Genomic DNA, 23,407 nt, shown 5'->3' with positions numbered 1-23,407 from the left:
CCGTTGAGCTGGGGGAACACTGGCCAGCTCAGTCGCTCTCGACGAGGTCCAGGAACTGCCAGTGACCGTCCGAGAGGCCGGCGAGCAGCTTGCCGCAGTTCTGCAGCACGCCCGGCCCCGAGGTCACGTGCTGGGTGCCCCCGTGCAGATCGCGGAAGAAGCGCTGCAGGACGCTGCGCCGCAGAGCTGCCGTGCCCGCCCACTTGTACGCGGTCTGGCCCACCTCGTGCACCGACGAAGTCGCGTTGCTCAACGCCAGTCGGGTCAGCGTCTCGTCTTCGGTGCTGAGGGCGCGGCCTTCGTCGAGGACGTCCTCGCACCGCTGCCAGGTCTCGAAGGCGAACGCGCGCGCCGCCCGGAACTTGGCTTCGGCCTGGGCGTACTCGGCGTGGAACTGCTGGTTGTCGACCGCCGCCCGAGGCGTGCCGGTCTTGGTGGCCGCCAGCGCGCGCACCTCGTCGAGCATGCGGCGCCCCACGCCCAAAGCCCAGCCGGCGTGGCAGATGCCCGACATGCCGGCAAGCCCCAGCCGGTACAGCGCCCCGCCCATCCGGGGCGACGTGCAGGTCGCCTCGTAGGCGTAGGAGGTGGGCACGAACACGTCGTGGATGCTGTAGTCGATGCTTCCGGTGGCGCGCAGGCCCATCACATCCCAGTTGTCCTGCAGCGCGACCTGTTCGATCGGCAGCGTGAACACCAGCGTGCGCCCCTCATCCGCGCAGTGGGCGGCGGTGTGGATGTGGGTGGCCATCGACACGCCGGAGGCGAACTGCCAGTTCCCGCTGATCCGGTAACCGCCCTCGGTCCTGACGGCCTTGCCGGATCTGGTGCCCTGTCCGGCGATGAGCGCGTGGTGTCCTCTTCGGACGTTCGGGAACAGGTCGTGCACCACGTCCCAGCCCAGGTAGGCCGGTGTGGTGCCGGTGGCGAGCTGGAGCGCCATGAACGCCCAGCCCGCCGAGGCGTCGATGTAGCTGACCTCGGCGATGGTCTCCATCGCCTGGCGAGGGGAGAACTCGTAGCCGCCGAGCTCGGCGGGGATTCCGATGCGGAAGATCCTGGTGTCGATGAGCGCCTTGGCGGACTCGTCGCTGAGCCTGCCGATCTCCTCGCTGTGCTCGGCGTGGTCCTCCAGCAGCGGACCGATGGCCCGGATCCGTCCGATGAGTGCGTCGAACTCATCGCTGACGTGCAACTCGCCCATGGTGCAGTCCTCCTCCACGCGTCTCGGTGGACCCATTCAAGCAGTGCAGCGCCCATGTCAGGTCTCGGAGGACACTGCAGGCGGCTGCTCGGCGGCGGCCACCGGCGAACGTGCGCAGCAGGTCAGCTGTGGGACGGCACCGGCTGGGTGGAGGTGATCGTGCCGTAGGGGGCGGTGCTCAGCGCGGAGCCGTCGACGTAGTGGACGTGCCCGTCGTCGCTCTCCGTCGCGCAACCGCCTCTGCTGCGACAGGTGCGCAGCGTGATCCGCGCTTCCGGTCCTCGTGCCGGTGTGCCGTCCCGGCGCGAGTTCGGTCGAAGTGATGATCTCGGCCCGCGACGCATCGGACCCGCATCCACCCGTCGCCACTCGTGCGTGGAGCGGCGGGAAGCCGCCCCAGCGCGCATCACGAGTCCGGACGTCGTCCACGCGTCGCACCGCGAAGAACCCCAGTCGATCCACCGTGCCGCAGGAGGGCCCTCGCGAGACCGGCGTGACTCAACCGGACGTCGTCATCGTCCAGTTGGGTCCCCGCTCTTCCGCTCGCTCGCGGAGAGGGTCTCCAGCAGCGCGTCGTAGGCGGGCTTGGGGGTGAAGTCGTCCCAGTAGATCGTCGCCGCGCCCTGGTTCGGGAACGTGCCGGGCACCCAGGAGTACTTGTCCGGCAACCCCCACACGGTGAACGAGTGGCAGCTGGAGACGTCCAGGCACGACTGCAGCGCGCGGCGGTAGTAGTCGGCCTGCTCGGTCAGCTGCTGCGGGGTGGGCGCACCGCCCTGCGGCAGCGTCATCCGCACGTCCAGCTCGGTGATCGCGGTTTCCAGCCCGAGGTCGGCGAAGCGCTGCAGGTTCTGCGTGAGGTCCGCCGGGAACCCGTCGTCGAGGTTGAGGTGGGCCTGCGCGGAGAAGCCCTGCACCGGAACTCCCTGCGCCAGCAGGTCCTGGGTTAGCGCGTAGTAGGCGTCGCTCTTGGCGTTGTCGGCCTCCACCCCGTAGTCGTTGAAGAACAGCTTGGCGTTGGGGTCGGCGTCGTGGGCCCAGCGGAAGGCGTCGGCGATGATGCCGGGGCCGAGCTCGCGGATCCAGATGTTGTCCGTGGTGCGCAGGTTCCCGGACTCGTCGAAGACCTCGTTGGCCACGTCCCACTGCTGGATCCGCCCGGCGTAGCGGCCGACCACGGTGGAGATGTGCTCGTGCAGGATCTCCCGCAGCTCTTCGGGTGAGAACTCGCCGTTCTCCAGCCATTCCGGGTTCTGGCTGTGCCACAACAAGGTGTGGCCGCGCATCACCTGGCCGTTCCGGTCGGCGAAGTCGACGATCGCGTCGGCGGTGGCGAACTCGTAGGTGTCGCGAGCGGGGTGGAGGTACTCCCACTTCATCTGGTTCTCCGGCGACAACGAGCTGAACTCGCGGGCGAGCACGTCCCTGTAGGGCTGGTCGGAGGTGAACGGGTCGGGATAGGGCTGCTCGTCGTGGTGGCCGCCGCCGGCGACGGCGGAGCCGACGACGAGGTCCTCCGGTGCGGCATCGCGCAGGGCGGGAGCCTGGGCTGCGGCTTCGGCGTGGACGGGTAGCAGCAGGACCGCTGCGGCGGTGGTGGTGGCGAGACGAATCGGCTTCATTGCGGACTCCCGCGTTCTCTACTGGAACTGTTTCCGAAATATTTCAAGCATCACGGATTTCGAAGACTATTGGCGCGGGCGAAGAAAGGTCAAGATCCGCAACTTTCGAGTTCACGGTGGAAGCGATTCCCAGCCCTCGAGCGCCAAGACGATGAACCTCCGCCTGGGCTGAAACTCGACTCCGGCTCCGAAACATTTCGGGCAAGCTCGTCGTGAACCCAGCTCCGGTCCGATCCGTCCGGGACCCGGAATTCATTCTGATCGGTTGATCCGGACCGAGACCGCCCAGTGCCGACCGGCGGGGAGGGTGACCGTGGGCCGCGCAGGTATCAACCTCCCAACGGCTTCCGCTGAGCAGAAACGAACGCTGGTACGGGTCCCGGGAGGAACCCACATGATTCCGGGCACGACACCGACATCGAAGAGGTGACCTGGAATGACAACGGCGTCAGGACGGACCGGCCGCGCGCCGCAGACCAGCGCCCGGGGCGTCGCCGCGCTGTGCTGGGCGGTGGTGGCGCTGGAGGGCTACGACCTGGTGGTCCTGGGCGTCGTGCTCCCCAAGCTGCTGCGAGACCCCAGCTGGCAGCTCACCCCCGCGACGGCCTCGCTGATCTCCTCGGTCGGACTGGTGGGCGTGATGATCGGCGCGCTGTGCGTGGGACCGCTGACCGACCGCTTCGGCCGCCGCAACCTCATGATCACCACGGTCGCGTTGTTCTCGGCGCTGACCCTGGCGTGCGCGTTCGCCGGCGGCCCGCTGCTGTTCGGCACGCTGCGATTCCTGGCCGGTCTCGGGCTCGGCGGCGTCCTACCGGTGGCGATCGCGTTGGTCAACGAGGCGTCCGAGGCCAAGGGCGGGAGCGCGACGACCACCCTGATGACCGGCTACCACGTGGGCGCCGTGGTCACCTCGTTGCTGGGGATCCTGGTGATCCCCGCGCTGAGCTGGCGCGCCATGTTCGTCATCGGTGCGCTGCCCGCGCTGGTGCTGCTGCCCCTGCTGGCGCGCCACCTTCCGGAGTCGCTCCCGGCCACGGCCGAGGAGAAGGCCGCTAGCAGTCCCGTGGCGACCCTGTTCCGGGGCGGCTACTTGAGGTCTTCGCTCGCGTTCTGGGTGACCTCGTTCATGGGCCTGCTGCTGGTCTACGGGCTCAACACCTGGCTGCCGGAGATCATGCGCGAGGCCGGCTACGAGCTCGGCGCTGCGCTGGCGCTGCTGCTGACCCTCAACGTCGGCGCGGTGCTGGGCCTGCTGCTGGCCGGACGGGTGTCCGACCGCATCGGGGTGCGCACCTGCACGCTGATCTGGTTCACCGCCGCAGCGGTGTTCCTGGCTCTGCTGAGCGTGCGGTTGCCCGGATTCGGCGTGTACGTCAGCGTGCTGTTGGCCGGCGTGTTCGTCTTCAGCACGCAGGTCCTCGTCTACGCCTACGTCAGCCACCACTACCCGGCCGTCGGGCGGGCCACCGCGCTCGGCGCGTCCAGCGGCGTGGGGCGGCTCGGCGCGATCTGCGGGCCCCTGGTCGGCGGCGCGCTGCTCAGCGCGGGTCTGGCCTACCCGTGGGGTTTCTACGCGTTCGCGGCTGTGGCGGTCATCGGACTGGTGTCGGTGACCTTCGTGTCGAACCGGCAGCCCGTCTGAGGCCTGACGGGGTGCGTGTCCCGGCTGAGATGCCGGACGGCGAGCGGCGGCGCCCCACAGCGCGCCCGATCGCTGTCCGGCATGCCATCCCAGGCCGGTCTCGTGGTGCGGTGCCACATCGACCTGTTGCGGGTGTGCAGCGCGATCTGTGGAACCACGGCTGACCGGTAACCGTTCGGCCCGGGATCGCTCCTCCCCCACCGGTTCTCGGTCACGGCTGCGCTCGCACCGCGTTCCAAGAGCTCCGTGCTGTCGTGTCCCTTCGTGCTGCTCGTGACGTCCCGCTGCGAACAGCACGGCAGCGTTCCGCTGCGCTCCTGGCTGGCGATGCTGCCGAGCGACCCGCTGGCCGGAAAGCCCGCGCTGCCACTCGGCCTGGAACCGCGCGAAGCCACTCCATCGGTCTCGGCGGCGGCCTCGGTGCTACCAGCGACGTTCCGCTACGACCACTGCTTCACCGGAACCGGTGGTGGGAACCGAATCCCGACAACCTCTCGACTCGCGGCCCGCACCCTCCGGGCATCCGCGATCGTCGAGGTCGTCGCCGCGTGAACCGGTGTCAGATGCCGTGGGCCTGCTTCCGCGCGGCGGCGTAGGCAGCCCTGACCGCGTCACCGCTGGTGTCGTCCCCGACGGCACGGCGGGTGCCCGCGACCTCCCACTCCGGCGGCTCGGCACTGCCGGAACGGGCCCAGGCGGCCTGCTTCGCCGCGCCGATGGCCACGTACTCGGCCGGTTCGGGGATGTCCACGTCGACGCCGAACAGGGCCGGTGCGATGGCCTGGACCGCCTCGGAACGGGCCGCGCCGCCGATGAGCAGAACTCGCCGGACCTCGGCGCCGGTGTCGCGCAGCGCGTCGATGGCGTCGGCCATGCCGCACAGCATCCCCTCCACGGCCGCCCTGGCGAGGTTCTGCGGCGTCATGTTCGCGCCGGTCAGCCCGGCCAGCGTGCCGGTGGCCTCCGGGAGGTTCGGAGTCCGCTCGCCCTCCAAGTACGGCAGCAGGCTCAGCCCGCCCGCACCCGGCTCGGCCGACAGCGCGAGCCGTGAGAGCCCCTCGAGGTCGGTGTCGAGCATGTGCGCGGTGGAGCTGAGCACGCGCGCGGCGTTGAGCGTGCACACCAGCGGCAAGTAGCGGCCGGTGGCGTCGCGGAAGCCCGCAACGATCCCGGTCTGGTCGGCGCTGGGCTTCTCGGCGGGCGCGAACACCGCACCCGAGGTGCCCAGCGACACCACCACGTCACCGGGCTTGAGCCCCAGACCGAGCGCGGCGGCCATGTTGTCGCCGGTGCCGACGCCGATGGTCGCGCCTTCGATGCTCGGCAACGTCGCCTGCGCGGCCTCGGCGTTGGGGCTCAGCAGCTCCGGCAGCTTCGGGGTGCGTCCGCCCATGGCTTCGGTGAGCAGTTCGGGCAGCCACTCACCGGTGGTGGGGGAGTAGTAGCCGGTGCCCGAGGCGTCGCCGTGGTCGGTCCAGCTCTGCTCGGGGCGGCCGGCGAGCTGCCAGCCGAGCCAGTCGTGCGGCAGCAGCACCTGCGCGACGCGGTCGGCGTTGCCCGGCTCGTGCTGCGCCAACCACGCGAGCTTGGTGATCGTGAAGCTCGCGACCGGGACCAGCCCGGTGCGGGTGGCGAGCGACTCGGCCCCGTGGCGTTCGATGAGCTCCTCGGCCTGCGGGGCGGAGCGGGTGTCGTTCCACAGCAGGGCGTCGCGGACCGGCTCGCCGCCGGCGTCCAGCGCGACCATGCCGTGCTGCTGGCCGCCCACCGACACTGCCTCGATGCGGCCCGGCGACTTCGCGACGGCCTCGGCGATGGCGTTCTGCGCTGCTTCCCACCAGACCGCGGGGTCCACCTCGGTGCCGTCGGGGTGCGACGCCTTGGCCTCGGCGACGACCGCGCCGTCGTCGGCGTCGACGACGAGCGCCTTGGTGGACTGGGTCGACGAGTCGATGCCTAGCACCAGCATTGCGGATCATCCTTCGTGCTCGCGGAGTGCGAGCACTCCCGGGCAAGTTCGTGCGGCGATGGAACGCCGGAGTCGGTTCTGACCGGACACGATTGTGCGCGATCAGGACGCGGTTGTGCGATCACCGGCCCCGACACCCGAAGGGGGGTTCCGTTTCGGGTGCTGGGGCCGGGTCTCGGTTGATCAGTTGACGCCGAGGAGGTGGTCCATGGCGAGCTGGTCGAGCCGTTCGAAGTGCATGCCCCGCGCGGCCACCGCGTCGACGTCGAGGTCCTCGGACAGCAGGTCGGACACCGATTCCCCGGCGTTGAGGGTCGGGGTGGACAGCTCGGCGACCCGAGCCGCTTCCAGCGCCTCCTCGACCCGCGGGTCCGCGCGGAAGGACGCCGCGCGCTCCTTGAGGATCAGGTAGTTGCGCATGCAGCCGGCCGCCGAAGCCCAGACGCCGTCGTAGTCCTCGGTGCGCGGCGGCTTGAAGTCGAAGTGCCTCGGGCCTTCGTAGCCGCCGTTCTCCAGCAGGTCGACCAGGAAGAACGCGGTGCGCACGTCGCCGGCGCCGAAGCGCAGGTCCTGGTCGTACTTGATGCCGTTCTGCCCGTTGAGGTCGATGTGGAACAGCTTGCCCGCCCACAGCGCCTGCGCGATGCCGTGGGTGAAGTTCAGCCCCGCCATCTGCTCGTGCCCGACCTCGGGGTTCACGCCGACGATGTCGCCGTGCTCGAGCTCGTTGATGAACGCCAGCGCGTGTCCGACGGTCGGCAGCAGGATGTCGCCGCGCGGCTCGTTCGGCTTGGGCTCCAGGGCCAGCTTGAGGTCGTAACCGCGCTCCTTGATGAACGCGCAGACGGTGTCCACGGCCTCGCGGTAGCGGTCCAGCGCGGCGCGAACGTCCTTGGCCGCACCCGATTCGGCGCCCTCGCGACCGCCCCAGGCGACGAAGGTCCGGGCGCCGAGCTCGGCGGCCAGCTCGACGTTGCGCAGCACCTTGCGCAGCGCGAAGCGGCGCACGTCGCGGTCGTTGGCGGTGAAGCCGCCGTCCTTGAACACCGGGTGGCTGAACAGGTTGGTCGTCACCATCGGCACGGCGAGACCGGTCTCGTCCAGCGCGCCCCGGAAGCGGGAGACGATGGCCGAGCGCTCGGTGGCGTCGGAACCGAACGGCACCAGGTCGTCGTCGTGGAAGGTGATGCCGTGGGCGCCCAGGTCGGAGAGCCGGTGCACGGCCTCGACCGGGTCCAGCGGGCTGCGGGTGGCTTCGCCGAACGGGTCGCGTCCGAGCCAGCCGACGGTCCACAGGCCGAACGAGAACTTGTCCTCGCGCTTCGGGGTGAAGTCGGTCATGAGCTGGTGCTCCTCACGTCGTGGTGCAGTGCGATGTCGTGACGGCACCGGGCGGTGCCGCGAAACTCGTTCAATCGACGGCCTTCTCGGCCGCGGGGATGCGCAGCGGATCGCGGAAGATCTCCTCGATGACGATGCTGCTGGCGCCGCGCACGGCGGCGGAGAACCCGTGGGTGGAGGCGGTGATCCGGCAGACCGCCGCGTCTCCGGCCACCGAGCGGTCGCGCAGTTCCCGCATCGCGGCGGGAACCAGGTAGGGCGCGACGGTGCCGAGGTAGCCGCCGAGCACGACGACCTCCGGGTTGAGCAGGTTGACCAGCACCGACACGCCGATGCCCAGCCACCTGCCGATCTCGTCGAAACCGGCCATGGCTTCCGGCCCGCCGTCCTCGGCGCGCTGGCGCAGCGCGTGGGCCTGCTCCTGCGGGTCGACGTCCTGGTCGGCCAGGTCGGGTGCCGCCGCGCGCAGCACGGCAGGCAACCCGATCTTGGTCTCCAGGCAGCCGCGGCGTCCGCATCCGCAGACCTGCCCGTCGAGGTCGACCGGGACGTGCCCGATCTCCCCGGTGAACCCGCCGGAGCCGCGCAGCAGTCGCCCGCCGGTGATCAAGCCCGCGCCGACACCGACCTCGCCGGTCAGGTACACCAGGTCGGCGGCGGGCTGGGGCATGGAGTGCAGCTCGGCGAGGGCGGAGAGGTTGGCCTCGTTGTCGACCACGATCGGCACGTCACCACCGAGGCGCTCGCGCAGCGCTCCGGCGATCGGGATCGAGCGCCATTCCAGGTTGGGCGCGTAGCGCACCCGGCCGGTCTCGGCGTCGACCAGGCCGGGCACCGCCACGGCGATGCCTGCCAGGAACGACGACCCGGTGCCCGCCAGTTCGGTGACGGCTTCGCGGGCGATCGCGGCGAGCCGGTCGAGCGTGGTCTCCGGGTCTGCGCGCATGGCGTCGAACCCGAGCCGCCGTTCGACGATGACGCGACCGGCCAGGTCGGTGCCGCGCGCGGCCAGGTACTGGGAGTTGATCTCCAACCCGAGCGCGGTGATGCCGCCGCCGTCGAGCTCCAGCGAGCGTCCGGGACGGCCGACGGCGCCGTCGCGACGCAGGCCCGTCTCGCGGATGAGGCCGCGGTCGATGAGTTCGGTGGCCAGGCTGGAGACGGTCGCCTTGGTGAGCTTGCTGCTGGTGGCGATGTCGGCGCGCGAGACGACCTCGCCGCGCCGCACCTCGTCGAGCACGCGCGCGAGGTTGGCCCGCCGCACCGCGGTCTGGTCGACACCGGCCGGCGACGCGTCGAGCCGCACGGCCTCACCGCTTCCTCGTTCGGCCACACCCACCTCCAATAAGTATGGCCGCCAAACTAATACCCGAAGCGCCCGATGACAAGGTTTTTCGTGCGACCGCCATCGGTGCGACCATCTTCCGGTCCTCCTCGAAGAGGGAAACGCGGCTTTTTAGTTGACCCGGCGAACCAATCCGATCACCGGATGCGGTGAGATCGTCACGCAGTGCCGCCTTCGGGGATCGTCATTGAGCCGAACGGCGTAGTCTCGCGGCTGCCCGTCTCGCTCCCGCCCCCTCGGTGAGGCGGGCACCTCTTCGTCCAGGACACGAACCGGACAGCGTTCGGTTCGTGTCCTGGACAATCCGTTGCCCTGAGATCGAGAGCGGTGGCAGCATCGTGATCACGCACGACCACCGGATCGCGACCACCAGCGGCGTCCGGAACGACTCGCCGGAGGGGCGATGACCGCGAACCATTCCGCCGACCCGAGCGCGGCCACCGCCACGATCCGGCACGTCGAGATCGGCTGCCGAAATTTGGCGCGTTCCCAGGAGTTCTACACCGGACTGCTGGGATTCAACGAAATCGCGCGGGATTCCGGTGTCCGCTGGCTCGATGCCGGGCCAGCGCGGATCAAGCTCGTCGAGATCGGCGAGGGCGACCTCGGTGGCTGGGCGCCGGATGACCTGCAGTGCGGGATGCGGCACGTGGGCATGAAGGTCGGCGACGTCGACGCCCAGGCCGCCCGGCTGCGCGAGGCCGGCGTCGAGTTCACCACGCCTCCCAAGGATGCCCACGGCAACGTGCGCATCACCTTCTTCACCGACCCCGACGGGACGCCGCTGGAATTCGTCGAGGGCGCCGTCCGCCACGACGAGGTTCACTCGCCCGAGCTGGCCGCCGAAGACGTCGCCGCGCACGACAACCGGCCGCGCGACGCGGGCCCGGTCTTCGACCACATCGCCGTCACCGCCCCGGACCTGCAAGAAGCGCTCGACTTCTACGGCCGCACCCTCGGCGCGAAGGTGATCGGCAAGCTCGTCCGCTCCGATGATCCGCGCGGGTTCGTCATCACCAACCTGCGACTCGGCGGCGCCGTGCTGGAGCTGTTCACCTTCCGCCGCGAGACCACGCCCAGCCCGTGGTCGGCGGGGCAGTCCCGGCTCGGCCTGCGCGCCGTCGGACTCGGCGTGGCCGAAGCGCCCGCAGCGGTGGGGGCGATGACCGCCGCTGGTGCGGGGGCGGTGCTGCGACCGGGACCGGAGCCGCTGCTCATCGACCCGCACGGCCTGCCGCTGACCATCACCACGCGTTGATCGTTGGGGGTCGTTCAACGAGGAGTGCGCAGGTGCGCGAGCAGGTGCGGTTTCGGATGGTCTCGCCTGGAGCGCGGCCACCGCGAGCTAACAGGTCGAGACGGTGTGGGGTGGGCGGACGCGGTGATTTCACGTGGGACCGCTTCTCCCGCACCGACTCCGTGCCGATAATCGGTCACGCGAACGACGTGCGCGTGTGCTCGCTGTGCGGTGTCAGCCGGAACCCACCGAGGCGACTTGGCGATCGCGGAGCCCGCGCCGCCAGGCGCAGCAGGAACCACCGGCCTCCGCAGCGGTGAGGAAGTCAGAGCAAGCGCCCCGGCCTCGTCCTCATCAGAACTCTCAAATGCAGCGCCCACCCTACGCGGAGGCCACCGATCCCCACGGCTCGGTCCGAGCACGGGTCGATGTGGACGTCAGAACTTCTCGGCCATCGGGAACGTGATCCCGGTGAGGTGCTCGGAAAGGGTCCACAGCCGTTGGGCTGCCTCGGGGTCGCTGGCCGCTTGGGTGCGTCCCACCAGGGTGGGGGAGCCGCGCAGCTCGAACGGGCCGTCCGGGCCCACGTAGCTGGCGCCCGGGACGTCCTGCGTGGCGGCGAACAGCGTCGGCAGCGCACCCACCTGCGCAGGCTGCGCAGCGAAGAGGTTGCCGACGGCCATCAACCGGCGCAGCAGCGGGTTCCCCGCGTGGCTCTGCAGGTTCGTCGCCGCGTAGCCCGGGTGCGCCGCCGTGGCGCGAACCGCCGAACCCGCCTCGGAGAGCCGGCGTTGCAGCTCCAGGGTGAACAGCAGGTTCGCCAGCTTCGACTGGCCGTAAGCCTTCTGCGGGTCGTAGGCGCCGGTGAAGTTCGGGTCCTCCCAGCGGATTCCCTTCACCGACCGGTGCATGCTGGAGGACACCGTGACCACGCGATCGGTGACGTGGTCGATCAGCAGGTTGGTCAACGCGAAGTGGCCGAGGTGGTTGGTGCCGAACTGGATCTCGAACCCGTCCCTGGTCAGCCCCTCGGGCGGGAACATGACCCCGGCGTTGTTGATGAGCATGGAGATCTCGCCGTCCCACGAGTCGGCGAACTCGCGCACCGAGGCGAGGTCTCCCAGGTCGAGTCGGCGCACCTCGGCCGAGCCGGGCACGCTGCCGACGGCCTGCTCACCCTTGGCGGCGTTGCGCACGGCGAGCACGACGTGCGCGCCCGCCCGCCCCAGCGCCTGCGCGGTCTCCAAACCGAGTCCGCTGTTCGCGCCGGTGATGACGGCCGTCTTGCCGGCCAAGTTCGGTAGCTGATCGCTGCTCCATCGCGTCATGCCGCCCATCGTGCCACCGATGTTGCGGCATGCCGATGACCACGACCGCTCGAAGCAGCCGTGGCCGTCGACGTCCTCTGTCAGCAGGGATCGAGTCGAAACCCGTCATCGGGGTGATCCCTCCACTGCGGTGGAGGACTGCCATTCACCCCCAGCGCCGTGGGAGTGCGCGACGGTGCCGGGGGTCTGCCCCTTCATGATCGATCTCGAAGGGTTTTGCCCGGCCACCACCGCGTGAACAGCGGCGGCCGGGACGTCCTCCACATCAGCAGGGGTGCACCCGCCGGGTGTCGAATCCCCTGCTGTTGTCACTGAACTCGGGCGCGGTGGAGGTGTACTGGACGATCCACTCGCCGCCCGGGTTCGCCGGGTCGGGACCGATGAACTCGGCCACCTGGCCGGTGTACTGGTTGTTGATCCAGGACCCGACCGGCCACGGCGTGTCGTAGACGCCGCACTCGAAGAGCTTCACCATTTCGCCGTGCCCGTTGGCTTCGGGCCAGACGCACAGGTAGCCGTCCCCGCATGCTTCGGCCATGGCGCGGTGAGTGGCTTCCTGGTCGGATTCGGCAGAGGCGAGGCCCATGCTCGATCCGGCCAGCAGCAGACCCCCGGCAATCGCGAGGGTGGCTTTGAAGCCCTTGTTGCGCAGTGTGTTCGTCGACATCCTTTTCCTCCCAGTTTCAGTGCTCACACGCGTGCGATCGCACAGTCGTGTTCCGTGGAGTGGTGCTGTGGCCCCCAGGCCCGAAGTCCGGGCTTTGGCATCGCGACACCCATCTCACGTCGCACGCTCGACTGGGGTTGCCTTCAAGCGGACGAAAAGTGCTTGGTTTCCGGCGACGCCGCTCGGCCGCGACCGCCGGCAGGCCGACATGACCGCCGGTAATCAGCGAATCCGTCAGCCAGGCATGCGCGCAGCGGCCGCGCGTCCCGTCCTCGCACGGGAGTTCACACCGAGTATGAGGTGGAAGTTGAAGCGTCAGCGGAAGAACGCTCCTCTGTGGATGGGCGGCGGACACCGCTGCGGGCGCAACGGAGGGATTTCGAAGCGGCTGAGGCCTGGAACGTCCTGACGGCTGAGCGGCCCTGGACGAACAGCAGGTCCAGCATCCCGAGTCCGAGGATGAGCTCCCCGTGCGGCTGCGCGTGGACCCGGTGCTCGAAGTGCTGTTCGAGCACCGGGACACCTGCTCGGTGGAACGGCGACCAATCGAGTCGGCGGGCACGGCATCCACTGCTGGGGCAGCTGCGCGCCCAACGCCTGCCCGCCCCGCTGATGAACGCCGCCATGGGTTCGATCGCGGCCCGCCCGCGCGAGGTCGTGTATCGCGCCAGGCAGCTCCTCGCCGATCGCGGGAAGCGCGCCACAGGAGCTCGGGTCCTGGTGCTGGGCGTGGCCTACGAGCCGGGCGTAGCCGACATCCGCGACTTCGCCCTGGAGACATGGCGGAACTGGCGGCTCTCGGAGCGGACGTGCCCTACGCGGATGGGCACGTCCCCGCCCTCCGCTCGGGTGAAACCACGTCGCCATCGAGTTCCGCGGGGAGTCGCAGGAGTGGGACTTCGTCATCGTGCGCACGGTTCACCTCGAGTGCGATACGGGCTGGTTGGGCGGCCGGTACGTGCTCCTGCACACCACCTACCGGGTCAGTCCGGACTTGTGCTGCGCGCAGCTGCAGAACCACTCGACCTGCGGCTTCCTGGAATGCGGGCACGGTCGCTGAGGGGGGAGCGCGGGACCATGCTGGAACGACCGAACGCCATCTCCCGAGGAGGACGAGATGAGCCATGCCGCGGTCGATCCGACCTTCTACCGCAGTCCCGCCGACGCGATCGCCGCGCCACCGGAGAAGCTGGCCTACGTGGTCACCTTCGACCGCGCGGCCGAACAACCCGATGCCCTCGCCGTCATCGACACCGACCCGGAATCCGCCCAGCACGGGCAGATCGTGGGGTGGGCGGATCTGCCGACCAAGGGCGATGAGCTGCACCACTTCGGCTGGAACGCCTGCAGCAGCGCCTTCGCCCACGCCGGTCACCACACCGACGGCCTGCAACGCCGGTACCTGCTGCTGCCCGGTTTGCGCTCCTCGAACCTGCACGTCTACGACACCCACCCGGACCCGAAGCAGCCACGGCTGGTGCGCACCGTCGGCGCCGACGAGCTCGCCGCCCGCGCCGGGTACTCCCGTCCGCACACGCTGCACTGCGGCCCCGACGGCATCTACCTGTCTTGCCTGGGCGCCGCCGACGGCGACGGGGGGCCGGGCGGGATCGCGGTGCTCGACCACGACACCTTCGAGGTCGTGCGGGCGTGGGAGTCCGACCGGGGCCCGCAGCAGCTCGCCTACGACGCTTGGTGGCACCTCAACCAGAACACCCTGATCACCAGCGAGTGGGGCACGCCCTCGATGATCGAGGAGGGCGTGGTGCCCGAACTGCTGCTCGCCAACGAGTACGGCCACGCGCTGCACTTCTGGGACCTCGCCGCGGGCAAGCACCTGCAGCGGGTGGACCTCGGCGCCGAGCACCAGATGGTTCTGGAGCTGCGGCCCTCGCACGACCCGAACGCCACGTGGGGCTTCGCCGGCGTCGTGATCAGCACCGAAGACCTGTCCGCATCGGTGTGGCGCTGGCGGCGAGACGGCGATCGGTGGACCGCCGACAAGGTCATCACCATCCCCGCCGAACCCGCCGACGTCGAACTGCTGCCGCCCGCGCTCAAGCCCTTCGGCGCTGTCCCGCCGCTGGTCACCGACATCAACCTCTCCGTCGACGACCGCTTCCTCTACGTCTCGTGCTGGGGGACCGGTGAGCTCAAGCAGTACGACGTCAGCGACCCCGCCACACCTCGCGAAGCCGGATCGATCCGGCTCGGCGGCATCGTCGGCCGGGTCCCGCACCCGTCGGAACCCGACCGGCCGCTGGCGGGCGGGCCGCAGATGGTCGAGGTCAGCCGGGACGGGACTCGGATCTACATGACCAACTCGCTCTACGGGTCCTGGGACGACCAGTTCTACCCCGACGGCGTCGGCGCGTGGATGGCCAAGCTCAGCACGGACCCGCACCGCGGCGGCCTGACCGTCGACGAGGGCTTCTTCCCCCACGGCGAGGACTTCCGCGGCCGTCGAGCCCACCAGGTCCGGCTCCAGGGAGGGGACGCCTCGTCGGACTCCTACTGCTACGCGGGGTTCTGAGAACGCGATGAGGGGCCGTGAGCAGCGCTCACGGCCCCTCTCTCGGGTGCGGGCTTCAGCGACCGCGGGTCGACGGGCGGGCCGACCGGGTCGCCGAGACGTCGCGAATGTCGTGGCTGCCGTCCGCACGGCCGATGACGACCTCCGCGGCGATGCCGGTGAACAGGCCGTTCTCCACCACGCCGGGAATCCAGTTGAGCTGCGAGTCCAGCGCGATCGGATCCTTGATCGCCTCGAGGTGGGCGTCGACGATGAAGTTGCCGCTGTCGGTGACCAGCGGACCGCCGTCCTTCTCGCGGCGGGTCAGCTTCACGCCGGGCTGACCCAGCTCGTCCAGCAGCGAGCTGATGGCGCGCTCGGTGGCCTGCCACTCGTACTGCACGACCTCGATGGGCAGCGGGAACTTGCCGAGCTGGTCGACGACCTTGCCCTCGTCGACCACGCACACCACCTTGTTCGAGGTGTCGGCGATGATGCGCTCCCACAGCAGGCAGGCGCCGCCGCCCTTGATCATGTGGCCCGCGGGGTCGATCTCGTCGGCGCCGTCGACGGTGAGGTCCAGCCGCCCGACCTCGGCGAGCGTGGTCAGCGGCACGCCGACCTCGAGCGCCAGGTCACGAGTGCCGGTCGAGGTGGGCACGCCCACCACGTTGAGGCCGTTCGACACGGCCTCGCCCAGCGCGCGGACGAACCAGTGCGAGGTCGTGCCCGAGCCCAGGCCGAGCTTCATGCCGTCGCGGATGTAGGCGTCGATGACGGCCGTACCCGCGGCCCACTTCGCGCGGTCCTGCTCGTTACTCGGTTGCATCGGTCGTAAGTCTCCTGTGGACGCTCCAGCGGATCACCGCCCGGCGGGCCGGCCGGTGGGTTCGCCAGTCACGGTACATGCGCTGGTCGCGGGCGGTCGCGGGGTCGCGCCTGACGCCCCTTCCCGCGCCTCGCCGGAGCCGCGACGGACCCCGTCGCGGACTTCGGAATCGATCTGGAAACCCCCACCATCGTGTGACGCTGGCGGGGTCCGGTCATGATGTTGCCGGTGCAATGAACCTGCGGGTCAGGGCCGCTTCGAGGGCAACCTGAAGCGGGCTCGCGATCTTGCCGGGAACGTCGCGTTGGGTAAGCTTCGCCGACCTCGGCGGGAGCAGCGATCCGCCGGTGTCCGATTCGGAGGGATCTATCGCGAAAGCGGTTAGGGTCCACGGGTTTTCGGGTGTCGACGCGGATGTGTTCTGTGCCACCGCTGTCGCCTGATGTCGTGCCTGCCGCGCGATCACCGGGTTCCGATCGAGTTGCTGATTCCCTTTCGGGGCCAACAATGGTCCCGGTGGGGGTAATCCGGTAGCGGGCGCCCCAGGGGGAAATTGAGTGGAAGGACGCTTGAGCTATGCCCTTCTATTCGACGATGGCCGAGACCGATATCGCGTGCCCGGCCATGGACGTCTACAGCTACATCACCGATCCGGCCAATTGGGAGGACGGTCGACCGGTGACCGATCCAGGTTGGACACTCGTGCCCCGGGGCAGGCAACCCGCCGGCACGACCTGGCGGGAATCGAAAGGCGAGGACTGGGCGATACTGGAGTCCGAACCGGGGCGCCGCTGGATCGTCCGGTCCCGGGGCGTGGGTGACACGTCCTCGGTGACCATCACCTACAGCTTCTCCGAGGTCGAGGGCATGACCCACCTCTTCCGGCACATGGAGATCGAGGTGTCTGCGGGCGCCGCGATCAACGAGCACGCTCGCGCCGCGTTCACCTGTTCGAAGCCCGGCCGGGACGTGGTGACCGTCATCAAGCGCGTGCTGGAGGCCTCTCATCAGGTCGTCGCTCCGCGGGTGGCGGCGCCCGTCTCGATCTCGCGGCTCGACTGACGACTCTCCGTCGTGCGGCGGGGTTCTACAACGCAACCCCGCTGGTCAACGCCACACGCCGAGGAGGTCGCCGGGCATGGAGTGGACGGGCGCGCGCTACACCGGCGGGGGACTGGCGCGAAATCGTCGAGTTCGTCCGCGAAGCTGAGAAGCTCGGCCTGGACCTGTGCTGGACCGCCAAGGCAAGGCGCGCGCGATTGAGCGCATGCGTTCGAGGATGTGCGGGTCGCACCGCGCGACCTGCGCCTCATCCGAACCTCGTGCGCCGGTCGGCGAGGTCGATGGTCGCGGCCAGGTCCTCGATCGGCACAGGCCGGGCCAGGTAGAAGCCCTGCGCCTGGTCGCAGCCCAGCCGCCGGAGCACCTCCAGCTGCTCGGCGGTCTCCACGCCCTCGGCGATCACCGCGAGATCGACCGCGTGAGCCATCGCCATGATGCTGTTGACCAGAGCCTCGGCGTCGTGGGAGCGGGCGATGCCGTCGATGAACGACCGGTCGATCTTCAGCGAGTCGAGCGGCAGCCGCAGCAGCTGCGCGAGCGACGAGTAGCCGGTCCCGAAGTCGTCGATGGCCAGCCTGATCCCGTACCGGCGCAGCTCCCGCAGCATGCGGGTGGCGGTGACCGGGTCGTGCATGAGCGCGCTCTCGGTGATCTCCAGCGACAACGACTTGGCGGACAACCCCGATGTGCGCAGCGCCTCGTCCACCGTCTCCGGAAGACCCGGGTCCTCCAGCTGGCGCACCGACAGGTTGGCCTTCACCCGCAGGTCGAGGCCGTAGCGCTTCCGGAAGTCGGCCAGCTGCTCGATCGCGGTGGACAGCGCCCACCACCCGATGTGGTGGATCAGATCGCTCTCCTCGGCCAACGAGATGAACTCCTCAGGGGAGACCTGCCCGTGCACCGGGTGGGTCCAGCGCAACAGCGCTTCGACGCCGCTGACGCGGTTGGCGTGCAGGTTCACGATCGGCTGGTAGGCCAGCCAGAGCTCGCCGCGGTCGACCGCCGAGCGCAGGTCCTGCTCCAACTCCAGGTAGCGCTGAAGGCGCTCGCGCAGCTGCACGTCGAAGAACGCCGCCCGCCCGCGGCCGCGCGTCTTCGCCTCGTACATGGCCACGTCGGCATCGCGCAGCACGTCCTCGGCGGTGCGCGGATCGCCGGGCGGGACGAGCACTATCCCGATGCTGGCGTCGACGTGCAGCTGCCTGCCCTCGACCGTGATCGGCTCGGTGAGCCGCCGCCGGATCGCGCCTGCCAGGTCGCGCAGGGACGGCCCGCCGTCCTCGTCGTTCACCAGCACCACGAACTCGTCGCCGCCGTGCCTGCCGACCTGCTCGGCGGAGTGCATCACGGCGCGGAGGCGTTCACCGGTCACGCGCAGGACCTCGTCACCGACGACGTGCCCCAGCGAATCGTTGATGATCTTGAACTTGTCCAGGTCGATGAACATCACGCCGGTTGTGACCGTGCGGTCGGGCTCGCGCATCGCGGCCTGCAACCTGCGCAGCACCATCGTCCGGTTCGCCAGCCCGGTCAGCGGGTCGTGGGTGGCCTCCCGCTCCAGCCGCTTGCGGAACGCGCGAGGCTCGGTGATGTCGCTGAACGACACCAGCGTCCGGTGCGGCGGCGAATCGTCCGCGGTCAGCGACCGCGCCGAGATCGCCAGCCACACGCTGCTGCGGTCGGAGCGCACCAAGCGCGCCACGCGCCGGGTCTCCGGCTCACCGGTGAGCCGGGTGCGCAGGGACGGTGCCTGCGGGAGCCGGTTGCCGTCCTCGTCGAAGGTCGCCCACGACTCCGGTCGGGTGCCCACGATGTCCTCCTCCCGGGCTCCCAGGATGGACGTGGCCGCGGGGTTGGCCATCACGACCTTGCCGCCCTCGTCGATGACCAGCACGCCCTCGTCGAGCAGGCTGACGACCGTCGCGTAGTGCCTCTCGGCCCGGCGCCGCGCCGTCTCGTCGGTGCACACCAGCACGTAGCCGTCGCTCATCTCCGCCGCGGAGATCCGCACCTGAACCGGTGACCCGTCGGCGTGCCGGTGCTTGGCCTCGACGGTGCCGCCCACGGTCAGCAGCGCGGCCGGATCGATCGTGGATCCGACGACCTCGGAGACCGGCCGCCCGCGCGCCTGCGCCGAGGAATAGCCGTAGATCGTCTCGGCCGCCGGGTTCCAGCTGGTCACCACGCCGTGCCAGGTGGTGGCGATGATGGCGTTGCTGACGTTCTCGACCAGCGCCGCCTGGTAGCGCAGAGCGGCCTCGGCCTCCCGCTGCGCGGTGACGTCGCGCAGGATGACCTGGAACGCCGGACGGCCGTGCCAGCTGGTGCGCACCGCGATCGACTCGACCAGCATCCGCGACCCGTCGACCCGGATCATCTCCGCTTCGGCGGGATCAGTGGTCGTCCCCGGATCGTTGGCCACCGACAGTCGGGAGAACAACTCCGGCTGCGCGTGCTCGGCGACGAACTCGGTGATGGGGTGCCCGACGATCTCCTCGGGGGAGGAGGCGTTCATCATCCGCACCCCGGCGGGGTTGACGTAGACGGTGACGCCGTCCTGGTGCACGCACACCGCGTCCGGGTTCAGCTCGATCAGCCGCCGGTAGCGGTCGGCGACGTCGGTGTCGTGTCCCTCCTCGCTCAGCGGGTACGCCACGTCCACCGCGATCCCGACCAGGCGCTGTTCGGAGCCGTGGAGCGTGGTGCAGCAGCGCAGGAAGATCGTCCGCCGCTCCCCGGACGGCGTGTGGAACGGCTCCTCGACGGACTGCGAACCGTCCGCCTGCCCGGTCCTGGCCGAATGCACCAGGGGCGCGATGAGCTCCCGCAGCCGGCGCGGGAGCTCATCCGCATCGCCCTCGTCGACCTGCAGCAAGCCCGCCATCCCCGCCGACCAGCGCAAATCGCCGTCCGAGAACCGGTAGCTCCAGGCGGCGGCCCGGTTGACCTCGCAGGCCAGGTCGCGGAGCTCCTCGTCCAGCCCGGACGCCCCATCCAGCCGGTCGCTCTCAGCCATGGCCCTCCGCTCCCGAGGCGGACGCCGACGACCACACCCCTCCGGCCTCGTGCCGGCGGACCCCCGGCCGGCACCGGCCGACGGGACGACGCGTTCAGCGGTGCTGAACCGCGGCGCGGGGGGCCGGCGCGAACCTCTCGATGTCCACGGGGGAACCGACGTCGGTCAGCCGGACGGCCACCTGTTCGTTGTCGATGGTGAACGCTTCGTAGGAGAACTTCCAACCGGTCGCGTCGACGTGCTCTCCCCAGGCGCGGTACTCGCCGAACTGCCAGCCCGGGTAGTTGAAGAACTCGTCGAACACCACGATGCTCCCGGGCTGCAGGCGCGGACCGACGAGCTCCAGCACGGTCTTGGTGGAGGAGTAGATGTCGCAGTCGACGTGCAGGAACGCCACCGGGCCCGGGTGGGTCTCCAGGAACTTCGGCAGCGTGTCGTCGAACCAGCCGACCACCAGCTCCGCTCCCTCCACCGCGGGCGGGCCGTCGGGGAGCATCTCGCCGCCGAAGGTGCCCTCCGGGAAACCGGCCCGCCAGTGCTCGGGCAGGCCCTCGAACGAGTCGAATCCGTAGACGTCGACGCCCTTGCGGGAGCGGGCGATCTCGGTGAGGGTTGTGCCGGAGTACACGCCGAACTCCAGCGCCATGCCCTCGGCCGGAGCCAGCGACAGCGCGTGGTTGAGGGTGGCGATGGGGTTGGGCAGCATCCGAGCCGAGGCCATCTCCTGGTGCACCAGCCGTGCGGTGGAGACCGCGGCGTCGCGCTCGCCTGCGGCGAACAGGTCGCGGCGGGACCGCATCTCGAAGTCGCGGGTGGCGTTGACGGCGCGATCGATCTCCGGGCGGATCACTCCCGCGACGGCCTCGGAGACCGCTCGCTGCAATTTCTCCCGTGCGGCGGCCCGCACGGGAGTGAGGATGCGGGACAGCATGTTCACGATCTACTCCTTGGAAGCGTTGGTCTCGTCGAGCTGGAACAGGCGTGTCCAGTTCTCCCTGCTGGTGAGCGAGCGGTGGCCCGCACGCCACGCACCGCGCGCCCGGTCCCCCTCGCGGTGCAGCCGCAACGCCGTGCGCAGCACCTTCGCGCCGATGCGGTGCAGCTCCTCGCGATCGACCCTGCGGACCGACACCGACTCCTGCGAGGCGTCGGTGACCACCGCGGTCTCGAAGAGCCCGACGTGCCACCAGTGGGCGTCGCGGGACGGGATGGACGCCGAACCGCCGACCCTGCCCAGCAGGTGCCAGATCAGGCGCTTGACCAGCACGAGCCTGCGCCGGGCCGGGTGCGGGCCGGCCTTGGCGATCGGCCGCGACGCACCGGTCAGCCCCGGGACCTGCGAGGGCTTGTGCCGTGCGGTCTCGGCGTGCGGGGCGCGGATCCTCGCGATCCGAGCCGGCGTCGAGGCGTCGCCGTCGCGCAGCACGTCCGGACCGGCGAGGAAGTCCTCCACCGCCGCGATGAGCACCTCGGTTTGGGCGTAGCGCATCGACACCAGGCACTCGGCAGCCCAGCGCAGGAAGACCTTCGCGCTGGCGGTTCCGTCGAAGTCACCGTGCAGCGCGTCGATGATCAACGCGTTCCGCAAGGTGAAGTAGCGGACCCAGCTGTCCTCGTCCTTCCAGTCGAAGTCGGCGTGCCACACCGCCGCCCCGGGCAGCGTGACCGTCGCGTGGCCACGGCCCCGGATGCGGTAGCCGAACTCCACGTCGTCCCACTGGAAGAACATGGGGATGGGGTAGCCGGCGTCGCGCACGATCTCCGAGGGGAGCAAGCAGCACCACCAGGCGTTGTAGTCGGCGTCGACCCGCCGCTCCTGCAGCTCCTCGGTGAGGTCGACGCGGTCGAGGCCGCCCTCGACGGCCAGGCCGGGTTCGATGGTGGTGAAGCGGGCGCGTTCGGCGGAGACGTGGATCCGGTACGGGTGCAGCAGCTGCAACATCTGCGAGCCGACCACGATCGGTTCGACGGCTGAGTTGGCGAACGTCGTCATCCGCACGACCGTGTCCGGTTCCAGGAGGATGTCGTCATCCATGAACAGCGCGTTGGCGGCGGTTTCGTCGTCGGCGAGCGTCTCGTGCAGTCCGCGGGTGAAGCCGCCTGCGCCACCGAGGTTCCGCTGCCGCCGGTAGCGCAGCAGACCCCCGAACACCTCCTTGACGGACTCGAAGGAATCGCGGGACTCGACGGCGTCGTCACCCTGGTCGATCACGTAGACCGCTGACAGCGCGCTCATCGCTGCGGGGTCGGCCGCCAGCGCGCGCAGCGTGTTCAGGCAGTCGTCGGCGCGGTCGTGGGTGCACAGCACCGCGGAGGTGGGGCGGCTGCGCGGTGGGTTCGGCACGAACCACGCGACGTCGGCGACCTGCAGCGAGCCGGCCTCGGTGATGAGTTCGAGCCAGATCGCACCACCGTCGACGAACTTGCCGATGTCCACGGTCGGGCACACCTGGGTCTCGGTGGTCTCCCCCGCGACCCGCTCGGTGTGCAGCGTGCGGGCTCCTCCTCGCGAGTCGGAGGCCATCACGCGCACGACTCCGGCGCCGCTGACGCTGGCGCGGACGGTCACTTCGGAGGCGGCGGTCCAGCGCTGCCAGTAGCTGGCTGGGAAGCGCCCGAAGTAGGTCGAGGTGGACACCGTGCTGTGCGGGTGGACCGTCACCGCCTTGCGGTGCCGGGTGGCCGCGCCGTCTTCGATCTTGGCGTAGAGATCAACGGGCAGGTTGGCGAACGGAGGGGCGAAGAACGTCCGCATGGCCATGGCCGGGTCGGCATTCCCCCGGCGGGGTTCGTCCTGCCGTTCGCCTTGGAGCGTCTCGTTCTCGTCCACCCCACGGAAGCCACCAACAAGTGTCATGAGCGCCGCATTCTTTAGCTTTGACCTCAACGGTTTGACACTCGTGTTTATCGCGCTCGCGCGCGCAAACCTTGAAGGCGCGACGGCCAGCCCGACGAACACCACCTGTTCCGGTGATGTGTGGGAAGGTGAACGCCCCGACCTGGCAGCTTGACAAAGTCCTCGGGCGTCACCAAAATTTTGGGCACGCCGGGTTCGACCGACTCGATGCGCTCCGATTCGGAGCGCGACCGCTGGCTGAGAGGCGCTGCAACGGACGACACGTCCGCCACGCTCGGCCGGCGGGGTAAAGGGACAGCACGGTAAGGGCGCCTCCTGACGGAGGTGCCTTTTTTGATGTCGCGAGAGGGATTCAGGGCTGCCGGCCGACGATGCTGGGCCGTGTTGAGCCGGATCTACGCCAGCCCCGTGCGATCACCGTCCGGCACCTCCCACGCAGCAGTCCACACCGGACTGGATCGTCGATGGATCTTTGCACCCGAGGGGAAGTCATGAGCGTCAAGTTGCAGAAGGTCAACGGCCTGGAGTTCGCCGTGAAGGACCTGGGTCTGGCCGAGGCGGGTCGGCACCAGATCCGGTTGGCCGAGCACGAGATGCCGGGCCTGATGGCCACGCGGGAGGAATACGCCGGTTCTCAGCCGCTCAGGGGTGCCCGCATCGCCGGCTCCCTGCACATGACCGTGCAGACCGCCGTGCTGATCGAGACCCTGGTTGCGCTGGGTGCGGATGTGCGGTGGGTGTCGTGCAACATCTTCTCCACTCAGGACGAGGCC

The 23,407-nt window shown here is 69.8% G+C and carries 18 protein-coding genes; 7 read left to right on the top strand and 11 right to left on the bottom strand.

The genetic code is table 11. The features are described 5' to 3' along the window. Positions 1-28: 28 nt before the first annotated feature. Together E1161_RS19290 and E1161_RS19285 are read right to left on the bottom strand one after the other, a co-directional pair. Complete coding sequence (locus tag E1161_RS19290; protein ID WP_132625255.1) at positions 29-1,204, bottom strand: acyl-CoA dehydrogenase family protein; 1,176 nt, start codon at positions 1,202-1,204, stop codon at positions 29-31. A gap of 512 nt (positions 1,205-1,716) precedes the next feature. Beyond that, positions 1,717-2,826 (bottom strand): endo-1,4-beta-xylanase, encoded by a 1,110-nt coding sequence (locus E1161_RS19285; protein ID WP_132625253.1) that lies wholly within the window; start codon positions 2,824-2,826, stop codon positions 1,717-1,719. A 436-nt stretch (positions 2,827-3,262) separates the two neighbouring features. Between E1161_RS19285 and E1161_RS19280 the strand changes: the two genes are divergently transcribed. Together E1161_RS19280 and E1161_RS19275 are read left to right on the top strand one after the other, a co-directional pair. After that, the gene (locus tag E1161_RS19280) at positions 3,263-4,471 is read left to right on the top strand and encodes an MFS transporter (protein WP_132625251.1); all 1,209 of its coding nucleotides are present in this window, start codon (positions 3,263-3,265) and stop codon (positions 4,469-4,471) included. Positions 4,472-4,735: 264 nt separating this feature from the next. Then, positions 4,736-5,023, top strand: coding sequence for a hypothetical protein (locus tag E1161_RS19275; protein ID WP_132625249.1), 288 nt, complete (start codon positions 4,736-4,738; stop codon positions 5,021-5,023). 7 nt (positions 5,024-5,030) lie between these two features. Here the strand turns inward: E1161_RS19275 and xylB are convergent, their stop codons facing one another. The 3 genes from xylB to E1161_RS19260 form a co-directional block, all read right to left on the bottom strand. Beyond that, the gene (gene xylB, locus E1161_RS19270) at positions 5,031-6,440 is read right to left on the bottom strand and encodes a xylulokinase (protein WP_132625247.1); all 1,410 of its coding nucleotides are present in this window, start codon (positions 6,438-6,440) and stop codon (positions 5,031-5,033) included. Between the two features lie 183 nt (positions 6,441-6,623). Further along, positions 6,624-7,781, bottom strand: a complete 1,158-nt coding sequence (gene xylA, locus E1161_RS19265) for a xylose isomerase (protein ID WP_132625245.1) — start codon at positions 7,779-7,781, stop codon at positions 6,624-6,626. Between the two features lie 70 nt (positions 7,782-7,851). Next, the gene (locus E1161_RS19260; protein WP_207920303.1) at positions 7,852-9,114 is read right to left on the bottom strand and encodes an ROK family transcriptional regulator; all 1,263 of its coding nucleotides are present in this window, start codon (positions 9,112-9,114) and stop codon (positions 7,852-7,854) included. A 415-nt stretch (positions 9,115-9,529) separates the two neighbouring features. Between E1161_RS19260 and E1161_RS19255 the strand changes: the two genes are divergently transcribed. Next, positions 9,530-10,384 (top strand): VOC family protein, encoded by an 855-nt coding sequence (locus tag E1161_RS19255; RefSeq protein ID WP_132625243.1) that lies wholly within the window; start codon positions 9,530-9,532, stop codon positions 10,382-10,384. A gap of 416 nt (positions 10,385-10,800) precedes the next feature. Here E1161_RS19255 and E1161_RS19250 read toward each other — a convergent pair whose 3' ends face one another. Together E1161_RS19250 and E1161_RS19245 are read right to left on the bottom strand one after the other, a co-directional pair. Beyond that, complete coding sequence (locus E1161_RS19250; RefSeq protein WP_132625241.1) at positions 10,801-11,691, bottom strand: oxidoreductase; 891 nt, start codon at positions 11,689-11,691, stop codon at positions 10,801-10,803. 265 nt (positions 11,692-11,956) lie between these two features. Continuing rightward, positions 11,957-12,358, bottom strand: a complete 402-nt coding sequence (locus E1161_RS19245) for a peptidase inhibitor family I36 protein (protein WP_132625239.1) — start codon at positions 12,356-12,358, stop codon at positions 11,957-11,959. Positions 12,359-13,475: 1,117 nt separating this feature from the next. Here E1161_RS19245 and E1161_RS19240 point away from each other — a divergent pair. Continuing rightward, complete coding sequence (locus E1161_RS19240; protein WP_132625237.1) at positions 13,476-14,891, top strand: selenium-binding protein SBP56-related protein; 1,416 nt, start codon at positions 13,476-13,478, stop codon at positions 14,889-14,891. 55 nt (positions 14,892-14,946) lie between these two features. Here E1161_RS19240 and rpiA read toward each other — a convergent pair whose 3' ends face one another. After that, a complete protein-coding gene (gene rpiA / locus E1161_RS19235) occupies positions 14,947-15,699 on the bottom strand; it encodes a ribose-5-phosphate isomerase RpiA (RefSeq protein WP_132625235.1) in 753 nt (250 codons plus the stop codon). A 594-nt stretch (positions 15,700-16,293) separates the two neighbouring features. On the opposite strand from rpiA, the gene E1161_RS19230 reads away from it, so the two are divergent. After that, positions 16,294-16,761, top strand: a complete 468-nt coding sequence (locus tag E1161_RS19230; protein ID WP_132625233.1) for an SRPBCC family protein — start codon at positions 16,294-16,296, stop codon at positions 16,759-16,761. A 247-nt stretch (positions 16,762-17,008) separates the two neighbouring features. Here the strand turns inward: E1161_RS19230 and E1161_RS19225 are convergent, their stop codons facing one another. The 3 genes from E1161_RS19225 to E1161_RS19215 form a co-directional block, all read right to left on the bottom strand. Next, a complete protein-coding gene (locus tag E1161_RS19225; protein WP_132625231.1) occupies positions 17,009-19,777 on the bottom strand; it encodes a sensor domain-containing protein in 2,769 nt (922 codons plus the stop codon). A 94-nt stretch (positions 19,778-19,871) separates the two neighbouring features. Then, positions 19,872-20,708, bottom strand: coding sequence for a class I SAM-dependent methyltransferase (locus E1161_RS19220; RefSeq protein WP_132625343.1), 837 nt, complete (start codon positions 20,706-20,708; stop codon positions 19,872-19,874). Between the two features lie 9 nt (positions 20,709-20,717). After that, a complete protein-coding gene (locus E1161_RS19215; protein WP_165939870.1) occupies positions 20,718-22,607 on the bottom strand; it encodes a glycosyltransferase in 1,890 nt (629 codons plus the stop codon). A 25-nt stretch (positions 22,608-22,632) separates the two neighbouring features. On the opposite strand from E1161_RS19215, the gene E1161_RS27300 reads away from it, so the two are divergent. Both E1161_RS27300 and E1161_RS19210 read left to right on the top strand, forming a co-directional pair. After that, a complete protein-coding gene (locus tag E1161_RS27300) occupies positions 22,633-22,788 on the top strand; it encodes a hypothetical protein (protein ID WP_165939869.1) in 156 nt (51 codons plus the stop codon). Positions 22,789-23,125: 337 nt separating this feature from the next. After that, on the top strand, positions 23,126-23,407 hold a 282-nt coding region (locus tag E1161_RS19210; RefSeq protein WP_165939868.1), incomplete at its 3' end, for an adenosylhomocysteinase.

It is taken from the genome of Saccharopolyspora aridisoli, from assembly GCF_004348445.1.
GTDB classification, from domain to species: Bacteria; Actinomycetota; Actinomycetes; order Mycobacteriales; family Pseudonocardiaceae; genus Saccharopolyspora; species Saccharopolyspora aridisoli.
This window is presented reverse-complemented; position numbering and strand designations above follow the sequence as displayed.